This window comes from Jatrophihabitans sp. sgz311053, from assembly GCF_056135305.1.
In genome coordinates, this window is record NZ_JBWAXP010000004.1 from 1 (window position 1) to 16,771 (window position 16,771).

A 16,771-nucleotide genomic window follows, 5' to 3' on the forward strand; every position below is an offset into this window, starting at 1 on the left:
CTCGACTACCGCACCCCGATCCAGCACGAACTACTGTCCCAACAGACCACCGTCGCCGCAGTCAGTTAGCCAGATCGACTGGAACAGAACTGGTGGGCCAGGTCAAGATGTCACAGATCGGTGCAGCAGACCCCCCAGAGCACCACCTCTACAGCGTCTCGTTGAGGCAGCCGCCGCCGGCGCGCTGCACCGCGCTGCGGTCGAGATCGTGGCGTGGGTGCCGCAGGTCCGTCACCAACGTCCGTGGTCGGATCAGCTAGCGCAGACGCTTCTACAACCCATTAGGCAGCGTGGTCGCGAACAACGTCTGCAGTCTCTTGAGACGCCCTTCGGTGATCTTGCCGCCGCGGTGCTTGGCCAACGCAACCTCGGCCTCAGAAGCCAGCTCGACCGCAGCCGGGTCCCCGTCGACGGCTGCAAGAGCCGCAGCCGTGAGCAGCTTCAAACCAAGGCCGGACGGGATAACGAACCCGCGAGGTTCGGACCGCTCGTGGTTGTCGAGAAGGAACTCGCGAAGCTTCCGCCTCGTGGCTAACTCCCGGACCCATGCCTCGAATCGGAGGGCATCAGAGGCCAGCGCTGCGCCGATCGTGTCGATTTCCTCCGGCTTCACCCGGTCCTCAAGCTTAAATCCAGGGCACGCCGGCGGGTGGTGAATACCGCCCGGTCCACCGGTCATGGCGGACGCGGCAACTGTGCGCGGATCAATTTTCTCCTCCCACAGAACGGGAACGATCTCTGCCGACACGACACCCCACTGGACGTTGCGACTACCCCACCTGGGCATGAGGGCGATGACGTGGAGCAGCTCACCGGTATCCCGGAGCCACGAGACGCCGGGGCCCGGCTCGAATCCCAGCGGGCTGAGCGGATCCCCGAGACCACGGGCCGCGATGCGTTTCAGCGCCGTGGCCCGCGAGAGTGCGTTGGCCGGTGTCAAGGGGTGACCACCTGATACAACGTCATGTCCCCGTTCGCGTCGTAGGTGTAGAGGTAACCCTGGCCGCGGCCGAAGGCTTGAATGTATCGCCTCAGCTGCCGCACTCCTTGGCTGATGCCGGATGACGCGGACCCCGGTGGCTCGTTGACGGCTCCTCTTGGCGATGGCTTGAGAGAGGATGGTCGCTCTGGTCGCCCTTGGAGGGTGGATGAGCGAGAAGCGGAAGTACCGGACGTTCACGCCGGAACAGAAGACCGAGATCGTGCTGGCCGGGCTGCGCGGCGACCGGTCGATGCGTGACGTGTGCCGTGAGTACGAGATCAACGAGGCGTTGTTCTACCAGTGGCGCGACTGGCTGCTCGAGGGCGGCAAGGCCGCTCTGGCGACGTCGCGGGACAAGAAGCCGCCCGAGGCGGCCGAGTTGGCCGAGGCGAAGAAGAAGATCGCCAGCCTGGAACGGGCGCTGGGGCGCAAAACGTATGAGTTGGAGATCGCGGGGGAACTCTCGCGGGACTGGACGTGAGCACCGGGTGTCCAGGTGCCAGTTCAGGGCCCGCGCCGTGATCGCCACCGGGCGCAAACCTGCGGTCGTCGCTCGTGTCGCCGGCGTCTCCCGGCAGGCGGTCTATCGGCCGATCAGCCGCCGCCGGCCCCGGCGACGGCCGTCGCAGCCGGCCCGGTGACGAGTCGATCGTCGAGGTCGCGAAAGCGAACCCGACCGACGGCACCCGCATGGTCGCAGCCCTCGCCTCCCGCGAGCTGGGCGAGCCGGTGAACCGCAAGCGGGTGCAGCGGGTGATGCGCGAGCACGCCTGCTGCAGCGCAGCCGCAACCCCGACCGTCGCCGTCGGCCGGGGTTTTTCCGGGTCACCCGCCCCGACGAGCTCTGGCATCCGGACATGACCAGATACATGACCAAGGTCCGGACCGCCGCTCAGGGCTGGGTCTATCTCCACGTCGCGGTCGACTGCTGCACCCGCGAGGTCGCCTGCTGGCGCGTGGATCTGCGCACCCGCGCCGAGGAGGCGATCGCCTGCGTCGAGGCCGGGCTACTCGCCCGCGCCGTTTCACCCGGCCCGCTCACCCTCGGCTCGGACAACGGCAGCCAGTTCACCGCCCGCGAGTTCCGCAAACACCTCTCGGCACGCGGCGTCTCCCACCGTCGCGGCGGCTACCGCGACCCGGAATCCGACCCGGAATCCCAGGCGTTCATCGAGTCCTGGTTCGGGCAGTTCACGAAGCGCTGCGCCTGGCGCGCAGAGTGGGAGACGATCGAGCAGGCGCGGGCCGAGATCGGCGACTACATCCACCGCTATCACCACCGACCCCCCTCCGGGGTCGGCTACCGCACCCCCACCGAAGTCGCCGCCACCTGGCGACCTAACCCCGAACCCGAGAACCTACAAACCCTGGCGACCTGAACCGACAACGACGACGGGGTCCAGGTCATGGAGAACGAGATCCTCAAGCGCGCCTCGGCCTACTTCGCGCGGGAGAACGCGCTCCCAAAGTCGGGTTCCGGCTGATCTCTGAGCTGGCCGCTGACGGCTTCGATAGCAGCCTTGCTTTGGGCGCCCGGGTCGGGTGGGCGTCGACGCGAGGACCGAAATCGGGGGTCGGCGATCCGTATGGTCCACTGACCCCCGACTCGTTGTGGTCGAGCACGGGACCCAACGGCCCGGCTCCCGTGGGTTAGCTTGGCCACTCGGCGAGAAGCCAATGATCGAAGTCTCCGAGCCGAAGTTCTCTCCGAACTTCCAGGATTTTCAACTTCCTCCGCACGTCCGGCCACGAAAAGGCATCAAATTCGTACTCGCCAATCATCTCAAAATGACAGGTGAAAGCTGCACGGGAGCTGGCGGTGAGATCAGCCTCTCTGACACCTGGCGATAAAAGGATGTCCATTTTGTGAACCCGAAGCAGCTGCGCCTCGTCTCCGGCTTCGCCGGCGCCAGTTGGGCATGGATGGACTAATCCCGCAACCTCGTAGAACACGGGATACTGATCGGACTCCGCTGGATCCCGACGCTTGAGCCTGTCGTGCTCACCAGCGTTGGTCATCGTCCCTGACTTGCGCACAGCTCGGATCCCGAAGTCAAGTTCGAACGGCGCTTGGCGTATCAAGAGGGACTGATCATCTGCGATCATCCACGCTGAAACTCTTACCCAAACGCGAACTGGCGCATCCTCAATCATCGATCGTTCCTCTAACCGGCCGTTGAATCAGAACGCATTGTTGACCCAACCTGGGCATTTCACTGAGCCCACACAGTAGGCCGTGACCACGCCGTAGCTTCCCTTGCCGACCCGCCGAGTATCGACAACTGCTCGGACTACGCGTTGCTCAACGAGCTTGCATTTTGCCCACCATAAAATGCCAGAGCAAGAATATCGCTTTGCGTAACCGAGGTATTCGTAAGTAGTGCCGCCTTCATAGAAAGCGCTCGCGACGCGCATGAAGCGTTTCAAGGCGGCCATTGTAAAATTGTGCTTAGACTCGATCTTCTTGACAATCTTCTTTCGCACCCGATACTTGTTTCCGTACATATCGGTAACAAACGTGCCCCCCGGCTTTTTGCACTTCACCCACGGCAGGCCCGGAAAACCGCATCGGCCATCCAGGTCGTACATGTTTACGGGATCGGTGGGGTAAGTGTAGGTGTTCGCGTTTCCGCCGTACACGGGGTCAGTGGTGAGGAACCGGCCGGTGTCGGGGCTATAGAGACGAATTCCCATGAGGACGAGGCCGCCGGGGGTGTCGCTGGCGCGTTCCTTCGCGCCGAGCCAGCCGTAGCGGGGCGTGTCGTCACTGTCACTGCCGTATTCGTCGGAGCGGCTGATCTGCAGTGGTTCGGCTTCGTTAGCGGGGAGAGTGGCGGCGACGTCGCCGTGGATGCTCGTGATTTGTCGGGTGACGACGTCGGTCGCGGTGCCGGCCTTAGTAATGGTGGCTGTCGCGGCGAGGTCGCCGCCGGGCCCGCTGATACTGCGGGTGATGGTGCCGTCGCCTTCGTCGGTCCACGTGGGCGCGTCGTTTCCGGAGCTGTAACGCAGTGTCTTGGTGACGGTGTCGGTGGTGTTGGTGTCGGGGTTGACGGCCGTCATGGTCCGGCTGGCGACCCGGTCGCTCGTGGGGTCGAGCGTGTAGGTGGTGGACTGGACGGGATTCTGTCCGGCACCGTTGTTGGCGTCGGCGTCGGTCGCGTTGGCGAACAGCGTTTGGGTGGCGACGAGGTCGTTGACGTGGAACCCGAGTCGCATCACCCGCCCGTCGCTGTCGGGCATGCGGGTCGTGCGACCGAATGCGTCGTAGACGTATCCGGCGTTGGTGAGCCGGTCGCCGGTGTCGTAGCTGGCATCGACCGACGGGGTCGCTGGGGTGGGGCAGACGACGGCGTCGCCGTTGCCGTCCACTCCGGCGTCGGTAGTCGCGATGTTTCGGCCGGTGCGGTTGGAGTTCTGGTCGAAGCGGTAGGCCCGGACGGTGCACTGATCGGCGTCGAGCTCGACGGTGTTGGCGAGCCGGCCCGTGTTGTCGTAGGTGTAGGTGCGGTGCCCGCCCGGCATCTGGGTGTGGTCGACCTGCTGGCCATGGATGTTCTGCACGACAGATTCCGAGAGCACCGGCTCTGCCAAGCCGGTCATGGTCCAGACGCGTTCGACCTCGGCGCCGGTGGTGTCGTACCGCGAGGCGACCTGCAGCCCACCGGCATCCGATGCGGTGTGGGTTTGCTTGGCCACGTTGCCGGCCGCGTCGTAACCGACGGTGACCGCGCCGGCCTGGGTCTCATCAACGGAGGTGACACGGCCGGTGTTGTCGTCGTAGGTGGTCGTGCGGGTGAAGCTGCGGTCGAGTCCGCCGGCTGCCGTGTCGGTCTCGCTGGCCTGCAGCGGGCGGCCGAGGGCGTCGTAGGTGGTGGTGCCGCGCAGGCCGGTGGCGTCGGTGTAGCTGATGGGCCGGCCGAGGCTGTCGGTGATGGTGGTGATGGTTTTGCCATCGGCGGTGAGGGTGCGCATTTCGCCGGTGTCGGCGGCGTAGGTCAGTGTCCGGGTGGCGATCGGTCCGCCGAGGTTGTCGCCGGCGATGCTGGTGGTCGTGGGACGGTCAGCGGCGTCGTAGGTGGTGGTGCTGGTGCGGGTGACGCCGTTGGCGGTTTCGGCCGTGCTGGCGGCTGCGCCGGCGCGGTTGTAGCTAGTGGTGGTGGTGGGCAGGTCGGTGTTGCCGGTCGAGCCGCTGATGGCTGCGGCGTAGCTGGTGCGGCAGACGAGGTCTCCCCATTCGGGCCGGTCGGCGCATGGGCCGTTGGCTTCGCCCCAGTAGGTGGTGACTCGAGTGCCTGCGGTGCTGCCGTCGTTGTCGGCGGGCTGCTGCTGCTTGATGGTGCGGCCCTTGGCGTCGTACCGGGTCCGGACGGTGATCTCGTCACCGCTGGCTGGGGACGGGTCGCTGGTGACGTCGAGCGGCAGGCCCAGGCTCCAGTCGTAGCTGGTGGTGGTGGTGCGAGCGTTATCCAGTGTCGCGGTGGCGGGGTCGCTATCGATACCGAGGCCACCGGTGGTGTCGCTGGTGACCCTGTCGCTGGTGGTGGCGGTGTCGGGTCGTCCGGCGTCGTAGGTGAGCCGCTGGGTGGGGCGCTGCTGTTCCTGCGCGCCGGAGGCGGTGACGACGGTGCGGACCGGGCTTTGCACGGTCTTGGCGCGGGCGGCGCCGCTGGCGCCGGTTTCGTAGATGGTGACGGTAGCCAGGTTGGTGGCGCGGGCGTCGGTGGTCAGCCCGTCGAGGCCGAGTTCGGCCAGCGTTGCGTCGGCGTCGACGCCTTGGCCGAGGGCGAGGGCGCGGTTTCCGCCGTCGAGTTCGAACACGGTGTTGCCGTTGCGGTCGTAGACGGTGGCGTCCATCAGGCCGTCGCGGTTGCGGGTGTTGACCTCGCGACCGTTGACGTCCATGTAGGTGACGCTGGCTCGGCTCCATGATCGGGCGGTGGTGTCGTCGCCCGCCCAGTGATCGTTGGTGGGCTGGGCGGCGGCGTCGATGTCGAAGACGGCGGTTCCGTCGACCGGGGCGACGTTCTGACCCCACTGGCCGGTGGTGGCCAGGTTGAGGTCGGCCGGGCCGCCGGCGGCCGTAGTCAGGGGCACGCCGTAGACCACGGCGGTGCGTGCGGTGCCGTTGACCGTGCTGGCGGTTCCGGCAGCAAGGATGGGTCGCTCGACTGTCGTGAGACGGCCCTTCGAGGTCGGCAGGTCGCGGTCCCAGGCTGGTCCTGCGGTAGCGCTGGTGGCGTAGCTAAAGGTCCAGGGCTGCCGGCCGGGCGGGGTGAGCCCAGTGAGAAGCCCGTTGCTGTCGTACCTGTAGCTGGTGGTCAACGCTCGACCGCCCGGCGCCTGGCCGGGGCGGGGGTCGGTGACGCTGGTGAGCTGGCCGGTGCTGTCGTAACCGTAGGTGGCTTCGGTGCGGCTGGTCATCGCTCCGGCGCCGTTGGCGGTCGCCGGGTCCCAGGCGTAGGACTTGACGGCGGTGACGCGCTGACCGGCGTACCCGCCGGTTTGAGCGTCTGCCGGGCTGGACCACACCAGCTCCAGGATGCGGCAGCCTCGGCGGTCCGCAGCGAGCAGGTTGCTCGTTGGGTCGGCACAGGCCCGCAGCGCGGTACCGCTCAGCGCTGCGTTGGGTGCTGCGATGCGGGCCAGGCGCAGTTTGCCGGCAGTGTCGACGGTGTAGCCGTATCGGGCCGTGCCGCCGCTGGCGGCCGAGCTGGCCGAGCTGGCCGGCCACACGTCAGCGGCCGCACCAGTGACACCCGTCGGCTTGGCGAAGGTAGTCGAATTTCCGTCGGTGTCGGTGAGAGTGAACGATCCGGCGAGCGACCCCGTGAGCTCAAGTTCCTCAGAGCCGGGCTCCGGAGTCCAGCCGCCGCCGTTGGCAGCGGTGAAGGCCACGACCGAGCCGTCTGCGTTCTGGAGTTCGACCGACACCGTCGACGTCTTGCGCACGAACTTCCAGCTGGTGTCGAGGTACTCGTCGCCGCTGGAGAGGTTCCACTGCGGCCCGAACGCGCCGCCCTGACCATTGTCCTGCCCCGCGGTCAGCGAGCGGGAGCCGTAGCTCCGGCCGATGCTCGCGCCGAACAGTGTCGCGTCGTTCGCGGACACGCTGTACTCACCGGTCAGCAGGTTTACCTCACCGGGACCAGCCTGCGCGGTACCGGCCTGACCCGCGTTGATGTCGACAACAACTGTGTTCGGGTCGGTGGTCGAGCTGTTGCCGGCGAACGTTGCGCGGACGTCGATGACCCCTCCCCCGCTGAGAGTCTTGGCCGCGTCCCAGTAGGAGACTGCGGTGGTGGGGGCAGCGGTGGATGGCCATGCGGTCAGGGTGGTGCCGGCGGCGTTGGTGACGTCGGTCAGCGGCACCGTTCTCCAGGAGTCGGTGGCGCCGCGGCGGTACTGGTAGGAGTGCGCGCCCAACGCGCTGACCTGGCCGGGGTCGATCTGTAGCTGCAGCGGGATGCGTCGAGCCGTGACGTGGTTCTCGACCGGCTGCGCCAGGGCGATGCCGGAGCCGAAGTAGAAGACGTAGGCCTTGCCGGGCGACGCATTGCCGGCCTTATCCAGTGCACGGACATAGAGCGTGTGCTTGCCGGTCGCGGGCGTGGCCAGCGCGATACTGACAGCCTGGTTCGCCGAGGCGGTGACAGTGCTGGCGTAGGTGGCAGTGTCCAACGAGTACTGCATCTTGGCGGTGTCAGCCGCCGAGCTGGTGGCGCTGAACGCGACCTTGCCGTTGCCGTCGACGGTGGCTGACCACTGATTCTCGGGCGATGTCGACGAGGCCACAGTCGGTGTGGCCGGGGCCGTGTTGTCGACAACGAAGTTGTCATAACCGCCGTAGGTCTTCGAGACCAGTGTCCCGTCAGAGGCCCACGCACGTACGAGGTAGCGGGACCCGTTGGCGAGCTTCCCTGCGGGAATCGCGTACTGCGAGGTGCCGCCCGAGGTAACCGTCGAGCCGGAGGCCTTGTCGATGATCGGGCTGCCCGTGCCGTTGAGGTAGACGCTGAACAGGCCTTTGACGGATCCGCCGTCGGGGTCGGAGACGACGGCCTTGACCGTCGGGGTCGCCGAGGTCGCCCAACCGGCCGTGCTCGTCGCCGACGCAGTCCCCGGTGTGTGGGTCGTCGTTCCTGCTGTGTTCGGGTATCGGTTGTAGGTGACCGACAGCTTCGGCACGTTGCTCGACGCGTTGGCGGAGTTGAACTTCTTCCATCCGCTCACGTCTGACTCCGAGGCTGACAGCCGGATTCCCTGCGCGGTGGCGGTGCTGGCCGCCCATGCCTGCGCCAGGGAGGTGACGTTAATGTTCTGCCATCCGGCGGCGCAGCCGGAGTAACCCTTCGCGAAGGACGGGGAGTACCGCAGCGTGCCGGCCGATGGCTGATTGGCCCACGTCGTGTTGACGTCCGTAGTTGCCGAGGAGTGAATGTTCATCGGCTTGGCCGTGCAGGACCAGGAGTGGAAGTTCCACAACGACAGCGTCGCGGAGGTAACGCTCGCCCCGCGGAAGGCAGACGTGGACCACTTCATGAAAGAACGGGCCTTGGTGGACCCGTTGAAAGTGCCGACCCGCAGCTCACTCGAGCCGGCCTGTGGGCTGGTGGTGTCCGACTGCACGTAGGTGTCGTGTGCTGCCGCCATTGTGGTCGTGGGGTCGATCGTGATCGGGAACTGCCGCGCCGGATCCTGCAGCCACGCCGCATCGACCGCGACCACGAGATCTCCTCGGCTCCGGCTGCTTCCCCGGGCCTCGAAGGTCATCTTGGGTTCGATGACGTTCGCCGGAACATCGGCGTTGGGCACCAAGGCTGCGTCCCACGCGCGAGGCGCCGGCACGGTCTGCGCTACGACACCCTTGGCGTCGAGGAAATCGATACCTCCATCGGCGCGCTCACGGGGCGACAAGCCCCGAAGCTGCACCGGGATCCGTAGGTGGTACACCCCTTCAACAGCCTGCTCGGCCACAGTGTCAGCTGCTGCACGGTCTTTCAGAATCACGAACTGCTCGACGCTGGTACGAGTGACTTCCTGCACCAGGTCAACACCCGGCTCAACCCCCCGGTAGGTGGCGCGATTGCCCTCCAACACCGGCGTCGGCAGCTTCTTGAGCCATCGGTAACCGATCTGCCGACCCTTGCCACCGTCGATCTGCGTCAGCACCCCGTTCGCGGCCGCCTTGCCGGCCAACTTGATCTTGTGCGAGTGCTGCTCAGGCACCACCGCACCGTCAGCGGACGCCGTCAGCGTCAAGTCCACATCCGACCAGCCGTGCTCATTCTTGCTGTCTCGCACCCGCACCGGGGCCAGGTAGTTCTCGGTCGTGAACGAGCCGTCCGGGTTGGCGTAGGTGGTCTCCTCTTCCCCTCGCGCAGACAACACCTCGACTCGCACCCCCCGCACCCGCGCCGTCAACTGTGCCGACGCCACGTCCGCGGCAACCAGTGGTTCGGTCTTCCCGGCGGCTGGTGCCGACAGTGGCCGCCGCGCCGACGCCGACGCCGACGCATTCGGCGTCACGACCTCGAGATCGACTGCCGCCAACGCACCGCACAGAGCGAACGCCACGAGACGGCCGCGCCGCGAACGAGCATCGCCAGCGGTCGTGCGGAACAGAACGCGCGTCAGTGCACGAGCTTGCATACGAAAACACCCTCCCGAGGCGAACTCGATCTTGGAAAGCCAAGATCAATCGGAGGGACTCTAAGCGCTGCTTCAGCATTCACCGGACCGGCTGAGAGCACTCTTACGTGAGGCTTAGGATGATCACACCAATACGGACACCTCGGATGTCCTCGGTCCCCCGCGTTGGGGTCCTACGTCCCGCCTCAGCCGCGTCAGACGTGCCCGCCAACACTTGAACTCGACGAGGCCGAGCCGACCGAAGCGGACCTTAAGTCGGACGAGCAGCTACGTCTCGTGCCGGGCCGTGGAAGCTCGACTGCGCCGGTCAAGGTCACCGCGCTGCGGGCAGCGCGCCGATCGGCACGGCTGACCCATCGGGACGCAAGTCCAACGCATGGGCACCCGGGGGGACTCCCTTCCTTCATTCGGAGCCTCTAGACAGCTACCGCTCACTTGCCGATCGAGATCTGCAACCCCCGGCCGAATGAACCCTCCGATGTGGCAACGAATTGGCAACACGAGGTTCGGCCTCACCCAGCTGAAACCATCACCTACCAACGGATGAGGCCCCGCATTCATTGGGGTTCTGGCGCCTCAAACAAGATCAATCTCGTCCTCTCGCCCTGCGGAGGCGGGCGGCCCGAGTGAGGCGAGCGCACGGCGAGCTTGCTCGACGGTGCCGAGCCGATCGAGTGGCCACGGGCGCGCGGCGCCCGTCGCGCGTCCGGGCAACTCAACCGCGGGCCCCACCGAAGGGGACGGCAACGACGTCGCGTGCGTCAGTGCAGCCGTTCGAGCGGATTGTGCTCGAGCTTGTCAGCCACACCGTTGTCGACGAGCCGGCGTGCCGCAGTCGTGGGTTTGCGTTCGGCTTGATCCGCTACGCACGACGCGAACTCCTGAGCCAGGTCACCGCGCGGGTGCGCCGCGAGCACCTCACGCAAGAACTCCTCCGGGAGGTCGTCGTATCGGGCTCCGGAGATGTCCAGGCCGGTGGCGGTCTCCAGCAGATGCCCCTCGACATCCAGTCGGGGGTCGACGCTCGTCCAGTTGTGACGAACGATCACGTCGAGCACCCGCTGGCGGCGCGCGGCGGTCCAGCCGGCTCCCGCGGTCAAGGCAACGCCGACGTGTCCGCCGGCATGTTCATAGGAGATCGTATGGTTGTCGTATTCGGGCGTCGTACCGATGTCGTGCAGGATCGCGGCAACGTAGAGCAGCTCGTGGTCGATGTCGCGGAGGTCCTCGACGACGCCAAACGCCTCGGCCCACAGCCATGAGCGGATCGAGTGTGCCGTCATCGCCGGGGACTGGTATTGCGCCGCCAGCGCGAGGGCACCACGAGCGGCGTCGGTCTGCGGCTCGGAAAAGTCAGCGATGCGCACGCCCGATGCTCGCACGGGCGGCAAAGCGAGGATCGCTGCGGCCCGTGCTCGCCGCGGATCGCTGCGACGCGCACTCACTGCCACCACCACCCACGTTCGGGACCAGCCGTGACGGCACCGTGCGCGCAATGACCGTCGAGGTCACGACACCCCGGGCGCCATATCCTGCAGGCATGGACGCTGGCAACTGGGAGGAGCGCGTCGCGGCCCTCTGGGCCGACGACGAGATCGACGCCCGGGCACGCATCGACCGCATGCGGGACCTCGCCGGCAGCGCACCGCATCCCGCCCTCGGCGCCTTCGAGCTCGGCGGTGCCTGCGACTCCGGCGGCCGCGAGGCCGAGGCCGACCGCCACTATGCGGCGGCGACCGCCGTGGGCCTCGCCACCGTGGACCCCGCCCGAGCCGCGCAGCTGGTGGTGCAACACGCCTCGACGCTGCGCAACCTCGGCAGGGTCGACGAGGCCGTTGCCATGCTGCGCGACGCGCCGAGGCACCCGACCACAGGCGCGGCCCCGGCGATCTTCCTCGCCCTTGCGCTGCACAGTGCCGGCCGCCACGACGAGGCACTCCGCGTCGTGATCGAGGAACTCGAGCCGACGCTGCCCCGTTACCGCCGCTCGGTCCGGGCCTACGCCGAGGCCCTCACCGAGGACGACGGCGCGTAGCCGTCACACCCTCGCCGTGGAGCGTGTCTGCTCGTCCCATTCGACGAACTCGATGACGGGTCCGCCCGGGAAGGCCAGCGTGACGTTGCGTCCGGTCGCCTGCTGCGCCGGCTCGCGGACGATCACCGCACCACCGCCTCGGGCTCCGTCCATCGCCTGCTCGAGGTCGTCCACGACGACGGTGAGGTCCGTCGACCGGAAGGTCTCGAGCACCTCGTCCGCGGCAGCCAGGACCAGGACGTCGCCGACCACAGCGAGCTCGATGCCCGACGCGTGGCCGAAACGCAGCCGCACCGGTGACACGCCGCAGGCGGCGAGCGCGGCCAGCGCCTGATCCAGGTCGCGGACGTACAACCGGGCGAAGGTGGCGAGCACGGCCATGGGGCGACGATAAGCGCTCGCCTACCGGCCCAGGTACAACCGGTCGACCAGCGCGGCGTCCGGCACCGGTGCGGGCAGCGTGTCGGCGGCGACGAGGCCGGCGAGCAGCAAGGCGAGGCCGCGCCGCCAGAGGTCCGGGTCACGCTCCCCGGCGGCGTCGATCAGCGCGGTGACCATGAACTCGACGAGCACGAGATCGCCGGGCAGGAGATCGGGCCCGACCCGTCCGGCTGACCGGGCGCGCGACACCAGGTCGGCGACCAGCGGCGTGACGCGGGCGCTGGCCTCCCGCACCAGCTCGGGGTCGCCGCCGCCGCGCAGCACCTCGGCCAGTCCGCGGTGCGTCGCCTGCCGCTCGGTCAACGAGGTCAGGAAGCCGGCGATGCCGGCGACGGGGTCGGGATCGGCTGCGGCCTGCTGCGCCGCGGTGACGACGTCGTCGAGATGTCCCCGGAAGAGGGCGGCGACGAGATCGCGGCGCGCCGGGAAGTGGCGATAGACGGTCCCGACGCCGACCTCCGCGGCATCGGCGATGTCGTCGTAGCTGACGCCGAGACCGCGCGTCGCCATCAGCGTGGCCGCCGCGGCCACGACCCGCTCGCGATTGCGCAGCGCGTCCCGGCGCAATGGGCGTGCCTCCGACATGCGGCCGATCCTAACCGGAGCGGAGCGTTTCCTCCGAACGGAGAGTACGCTCCGTTTCGTGCCTCCGATTTCGCCAGACCTCGCCGAGACCGTCACGCCGTGGCAGCCGGACATCCCGCCCCGCGAGCTCGCCATGCTGCGCGAGCGACTGCTCGACACCCGGTGGCCACAACCGCGGCCGGTCTCAGACGGCTCCGGCGACGGCAGCGGAAGCGACGACGGACCGCCGGTGGATCAGCTGCGGCGGCTGGTGGCACGGTGGGCCGGCGGCTACGACTGGGACGCCTGCGCCGCGGAGCTCCACCGTCTCGGCGCCTCGGTCACCACGATCGACGGCGTTGACATCTGGTTCCTGCACGTGCGTTCGCCGCACCCCGACGCATTGCCGCTGCTGCTCTGTCACGGCTGGCCCGGCAGCGTCCTGGAGTTCCGGCACATGGTCGACGACCTCGTCGACCCCACCCGTCAGGGGATGGACCCCGGGCAGGCCTTCGAGCTCGTCATCCCCGCCATGCCCGGCTTCGGCTTCTCGGGCGCGCCGGAGGTGTCCGGCTGGGGCCCGCAGCGCATTGCCCGCGCCTGGGTGGAGCTGATGCGGCGGCTGGGACATCGCCAGTGGGGCATGCACGGCGGTGACTGGGGCAGCGCCGTCGTCGAGGCCATCAGCCGACTGCACCCGCCCGGCTGCATCGGCATGCACGTCAACCTGCCGCTGGTCTTCCCCGACGACCGCGAGGCGGCGGACGCCGACGACGAGGAGCGCCGGATGATCGCCGACGCCGCCGCCTACCAGCAGCACGGCTCCGGGTATGCCGCGGTGATGGCATCGCGCCCGGCCGCCGTCGGCTACGGCCTCGACGACTCCCCCGTCGGCCTGGCCGCCTGGATCTACGACCTCTTCCTGCGGGTCGGCGACCACGACGGGGACCCCACCGATGTCGTCGCGCTCGACGACATCCTCGATGACGTGATGCTGTACTGGCTGCCCCGCGCCGCCACCTCCTCGGCCCGCCTCTACCGCGAAGCCGGCCGCGAGCAGCCACGCTTTCCCAGCCGACAGGACCCCAACCCGATGCCGGCGGGGTTCAGCATCTTCCCGCGGGAGGCGGTCCGTGCCTCCCGGCGGTGGGTCGAGGCCCGCTATCCCCGGACCGTCTTCTACCGCCAGGCGGAACGCGGCGGCCACTTCGCCGCCCTGGAGCAGCCCGCGCAGCTCACCGCCGACATCCGCGCCACCTTCGACGCCCTCCGCCGACAGCCCCCCACCGAGACCCGAGACCACCAGTGAGCACGCCACCCGAGAGCACCCTTCCGTTGCCGGCCGCCCTCCTTGGCATCCTGCGGCGCCGGAGTGCGTGCTTCATCGCGACCCGCATGCCGGACGGGTCGCCGCAGCTCACGCAGACCTGGGTCGATACCGACGGGACCCACGTCCTCGTCAACACCGTGCAGGGGCACCAGAAGCTCCGCAATGTCACCCGCGATCCCCGGGTGGCACTGAACATCACCGACCCCGAGGACACCTTCCGGTACTTCGCCGTCCGGGGCCGGGTCGTCGAGATCACCACCGACGGCGCCGCCGAGCACATCGAGGCGCTCGCCCATCGCTACCTCGGCGGCCCCTATCCGTCCTACAGCGGCGCGGGTGAGGTCCGGGTCATCCTCCGCATCGCCGCCGAGCGACTCCACGGCATCGGCTTCTGACCTCAACCCGCCGCTGCGGACGGCGCCGTGGGGTGTCTCAGGCCGAGCGGGTTCATGTAGTCGTGATACTCGACCACCTTGTCACCGTCATAGGTCACGACCGCGACGTAGGACATCTCGCTGGGCGTGCCGTCGGGAAAGTAGCCGGTGGCGTTCCACTCGGCGGTCAGCGCGTCGGCCCCCTCGTGGATCCGCAGCTCCCGGACGCCGTCGCGGAAGATCATGATCTCGGGCACGCCCCGCATCCACCGCGCGATCTCCGCTCTGCCTTCGACTCGACCGGGCATGCCGGGTGGCGCGAACGGGAACGTGTGCACGGAGTCGTCGCCGTAGAGGGTGAGGAACGTGTCGATGTCGCCGCTAAAGAACGCCTCCAGGGCAGTGCGCAGGTGAGCGGCGCGGGTCGATGGCGTGGTCATGTCGGTCCTTTCGGTCGGTGTCGGAGGGTCAGGACGGGAGCGTCTCGTCCAGCCAGTCGAAGATGCGCTGGTGGGCGAAGGCGTAGGCACCCGCCTGGCAGTGGCGCTGCGCGCCGTCCTCCGGGCCGAAGCCGACGAGCTGCTTGGGTTCCGGAAGGGCGGCGTAGACCTGGTCGGCCTGTCCGGCACCGCCGATGGTCTCGCCGTCGGCGCGAAGCACCAGTGACGGCATCGTGATCCGGTCGGCGATGCCGTCGAGGGTGAACCGGGTGAGGTCACCGGTGAGGAACTCCGAGGGTCGCTGCACCCCGAAGGACCAGACGCCCTGGGTGACCATCCAGGTCAGTGCGGGATCCGTCCGCATGGCCTCGGTGAGCAGTCGGTCGCACTCGTCGGCGTCGCCGGCGTCCAGTCGCGCGAGGGCGTCCGCCGGGAGCTGCGAGCGGACCGTCTCGTGGAAGCTGTACATGCCGTCGTAGAGCACGACCGCGGCGAACCGGGGCTCGAAGGCGGCGGCGCGCGCCGCGAGGTAGCCGCCCAGGCTCAGCCCCATGAGCGCGACCCGGCTCGGGTCGACGAAGGGCCGGTCGATGACGAAGTCGAGCGCCGGGGTGACGACGTTCTCCCAGTCGTGGCGGAAGAACAGCTGCTGCTCCCGCGCCGGGCGTCCCTGCCCCGGTCCGTCGAAGGTGAGGCAGTGGTAGCCGCGACGCACCGCGGCCAGGGCTCCGAAGAAGCCGAGCTCCTCGAGGCTGGAGTCGTAGCCGCCGTGGAAGATCACGGTGGGGCGGGGCGTGTCGGTGTCGTCGACCCGGTAGAGGTAGCCCGGCATCGTGGTGCCCTCATAGGGGATCTCCACCTGCTCCCAGGTCGGCCCGGCGAGCGCGGCGGCGCGGGAGTAGGCCTGCTGCGCGGCATGGGAGGCGGACAGGATGCGAGGGTCGGAGCGATTGCCGTGCAGGAAGAACTCCGACATGCGGTGGTACGTCGACGAGCGCAGGTACCCCTCGGCGGCGCTGCGGAGGTGGCCGCGCGCCTCGCTGGTCCGGGCGCGCTCCTCGACGCGGACGGCTTGTGCGCGCCAGCCCTCGTACCAACTCTCGAAGTCCGGCTCGTCGATGCGATTCGCGGCCGCCAGCATGTCGCCGAGATCGGCGCCGCCGTAGTACATCAGTCCCAGGTTGCGGACGAACTCGAACTCGAAGGTCTCGTCGGCGAAGGCGATGGACATGACTGACCCCTTCCGGTCTTAAAGTAGTAACTACTACTTTAGCGGAGGCCACCTAAGGTTGCACCCGCGACAGAGAGGACGTGCTCGTGAGTGGCATCGCACCGACCGGCGCCCGCCCGTGACGGCCGGCAGTCGTCCCGGTGGCCGATCGGCGCGGGTGCGCGCGGACGCGCTGGCGGCAGCCGCGGAGTTGCTCGACGAAGACGTCTGGCCGATCACCGTCGCCGCGGTGGCCGAGCGCGCGGGAGTCAGTGACGTCACCATCTACCGCCGGTGGGGATCGGTGGAGGCCCTGGTGCTCGAGGCGGCCGTCGCCGACCTCGAGACGCGGCTACCGATCGTGGTCACCGGAGACCTGGAGACCGACGTCCGAGCCTGGGCTCACAGCGCCGCCGCCTCGATCGAGGCGGGCGGGTTGCGACTGATCCGCACCATGATCGAGATCCGGCTGCGCCACGGCCAGGACCCCACCCTCGGCATCACCGAGTTGAACCAGCGCCGCTTCGAGCAGCTGCAGGAGTCCGCCGCGCGCACACCCGGCGCGCCGCCGCTGGACCCGGTCGTGCTGTATGACGGCATCCTCGCCCCGATCTACCTCCGGGTGCTCTTCGGCTACGCGCCTGTCGAGGTGGATGCGCTCGTCGACCGGGCCCTGGCCGAGAACGAACGCCGCCACCGCGCGCGCACCGAGCCCTGACCTCGCCGAGATCATCGGCACAGCC

General features: G+C 68.4%; 15 protein-coding genes. 7 read left to right on the forward strand and 8 right to left on the reverse strand.

Going from position 1 to position 16,771, the window contains the following annotated elements; translation table 11 throughout:
* Window positions 1–271: 271 nt before the first annotated feature.
* Complete coding sequence (locus AC0NZQ_RS20970; protein WP_474532057.1) at window positions 272–940, reverse strand: hypothetical protein; 669 nt, start codon at window positions 938–940, stop codon at window positions 272–274.
* Between the two features lie 208 nt (window positions 941–1,148).
* Here AC0NZQ_RS20970 and AC0NZQ_RS20975 point away from each other — a divergent pair, with 208 nt between their 5' ends.
* The 3 genes from AC0NZQ_RS20975 (at window position 1,149) to AC0NZQ_RS20985 (ending at window position 2,361) form a co-directional block, all read left to right on the forward strand.
* The gene (locus AC0NZQ_RS20975) at window positions 1,149–1,463 is read left to right on the forward strand and encodes a transposase (protein WP_474532058.1); all 315 of its coding nucleotides are present in this window, start codon (window positions 1,149–1,151) and stop codon (window positions 1,461–1,463) included.
* 74 nt (window positions 1,464–1,537) lie between these two features.
* The gene (locus AC0NZQ_RS20980; protein ID WP_474532059.1) at window positions 1,538–1,843 is read left to right on the forward strand and encodes an IS3 family transposase; all 306 of its coding nucleotides are present in this window, start codon (window positions 1,538–1,540) and stop codon (window positions 1,841–1,843) included.
* Window positions 1,840–2,361 (forward strand): transposase, encoded by a 522-nt coding sequence (locus AC0NZQ_RS20985; RefSeq protein WP_474532060.1) that lies wholly within the window; start codon window positions 1,840–1,842, stop codon window positions 2,359–2,361. Before AC0NZQ_RS20980 ends, AC0NZQ_RS20985 begins: the two co-directional genes overlap by 4 nt.
* A 271-nt stretch (window positions 2,362–2,632) precedes the next feature.
* Here the strand turns inward: AC0NZQ_RS20985 and AC0NZQ_RS20990 are convergent, their stop codons facing one another.
* From AC0NZQ_RS20990 to AC0NZQ_RS21000, 3 genes are all read right to left on the reverse strand, one after another.
* Complete coding sequence (locus AC0NZQ_RS20990) at window positions 2,633–3,136, reverse strand: hypothetical protein (protein WP_474532061.1); 504 nt, start codon at window positions 3,134–3,136, stop codon at window positions 2,633–2,635.
* A gap of 27 nt (window positions 3,137–3,163) precedes the next feature.
* Entirely contained in the window at window positions 3,164–9,634 is a 6,471-nt protein-coding gene (locus tag AC0NZQ_RS20995; protein ID WP_474532062.1) for a DNRLRE domain-containing protein, read from the reverse strand.
* A 761-nt stretch (window positions 9,635–10,395) separates the two neighbouring features.
* Window positions 10,396–11,001, reverse strand: a complete 606-nt coding sequence (locus AC0NZQ_RS21000; protein WP_474532063.1) for an HD domain-containing protein — start codon at window positions 10,999–11,001, stop codon at window positions 10,396–10,398.
* Between the two features lie 173 nt (window positions 11,002–11,174).
* Between AC0NZQ_RS21000 and AC0NZQ_RS21005 the strand changes: the two genes are divergently transcribed.
* The gene (locus tag AC0NZQ_RS21005) at window positions 11,175–11,669 is read left to right on the forward strand and encodes a tetratricopeptide repeat protein (RefSeq protein WP_474532064.1); all 495 of its coding nucleotides are present in this window, start codon (window positions 11,175–11,177) and stop codon (window positions 11,667–11,669) included.
* Between the two features lie 3 nt (window positions 11,670–11,672).
* Here AC0NZQ_RS21005 and AC0NZQ_RS21010 read toward each other — a convergent pair whose 3' ends face one another.
* Both AC0NZQ_RS21010 and AC0NZQ_RS21015 read right to left on the reverse strand, forming a co-directional pair.
* Complete coding sequence (locus AC0NZQ_RS21010) at window positions 11,673–12,050, reverse strand: VOC family protein (RefSeq protein ID WP_474532065.1); 378 nt, start codon at window positions 12,048–12,050, stop codon at window positions 11,673–11,675.
* Between the two features lie 21 nt (window positions 12,051–12,071).
* Entirely contained in the window at window positions 12,072–12,695 is a 624-nt protein-coding gene (locus AC0NZQ_RS21015) for a TetR/AcrR family transcriptional regulator (RefSeq protein WP_474532066.1), read from the reverse strand.
* A 67-nt stretch (window positions 12,696–12,762) separates the two neighbouring features.
* Here AC0NZQ_RS21015 and AC0NZQ_RS21020 point away from each other — a divergent pair, with 67 nt between their 5' ends.
* Entirely contained in the window at window positions 12,763–13,983 is a 1,221-nt protein-coding gene (locus AC0NZQ_RS21020; protein WP_474532163.1) for an epoxide hydrolase family protein, read from the forward strand.
* Window positions 13,980–14,399 carry a PPOX class F420-dependent oxidoreductase gene (locus AC0NZQ_RS21025; protein ID WP_474532067.1) on the forward strand — a complete coding sequence of 140 codons (420 nt, stop codon included), beginning with the start codon at window positions 13,980–13,982 and terminating at the stop codon, window positions 14,397–14,399. The genes AC0NZQ_RS21020 and AC0NZQ_RS21025 overlap by 4 nt, the downstream gene beginning before the upstream one ends.
* 2 nt (window positions 14,400–14,401) lie before the next feature.
* Here the strand turns inward: AC0NZQ_RS21025 and AC0NZQ_RS21030 are convergent, their stop codons facing one another.
* Both AC0NZQ_RS21030 and AC0NZQ_RS21035 read right to left on the reverse strand, forming a co-directional pair.
* Entirely contained in the window at window positions 14,402–14,818 is a 417-nt protein-coding gene (locus AC0NZQ_RS21030; protein ID WP_474532068.1) for a nuclear transport factor 2 family protein, read from the reverse strand.
* A 28-nt stretch (window positions 14,819–14,846) separates the two neighbouring features.
* Entirely contained in the window at window positions 14,847–16,049 is a 1,203-nt protein-coding gene (locus AC0NZQ_RS21035; RefSeq protein ID WP_474532069.1) for an alpha/beta hydrolase family protein, read from the reverse strand.
* Window positions 16,050–16,167: 118 nt separating this feature from the next.
* On the opposite strand from AC0NZQ_RS21035, the gene AC0NZQ_RS21040 reads away from it, so the two are divergent.
* Complete coding sequence (locus tag AC0NZQ_RS21040) at window positions 16,168–16,746, forward strand: TetR/AcrR family transcriptional regulator (RefSeq protein ID WP_474532070.1); 579 nt, start codon at window positions 16,168–16,170, stop codon at window positions 16,744–16,746.
* Window positions 16,747–16,771: the final 25 nt, after the last annotated feature.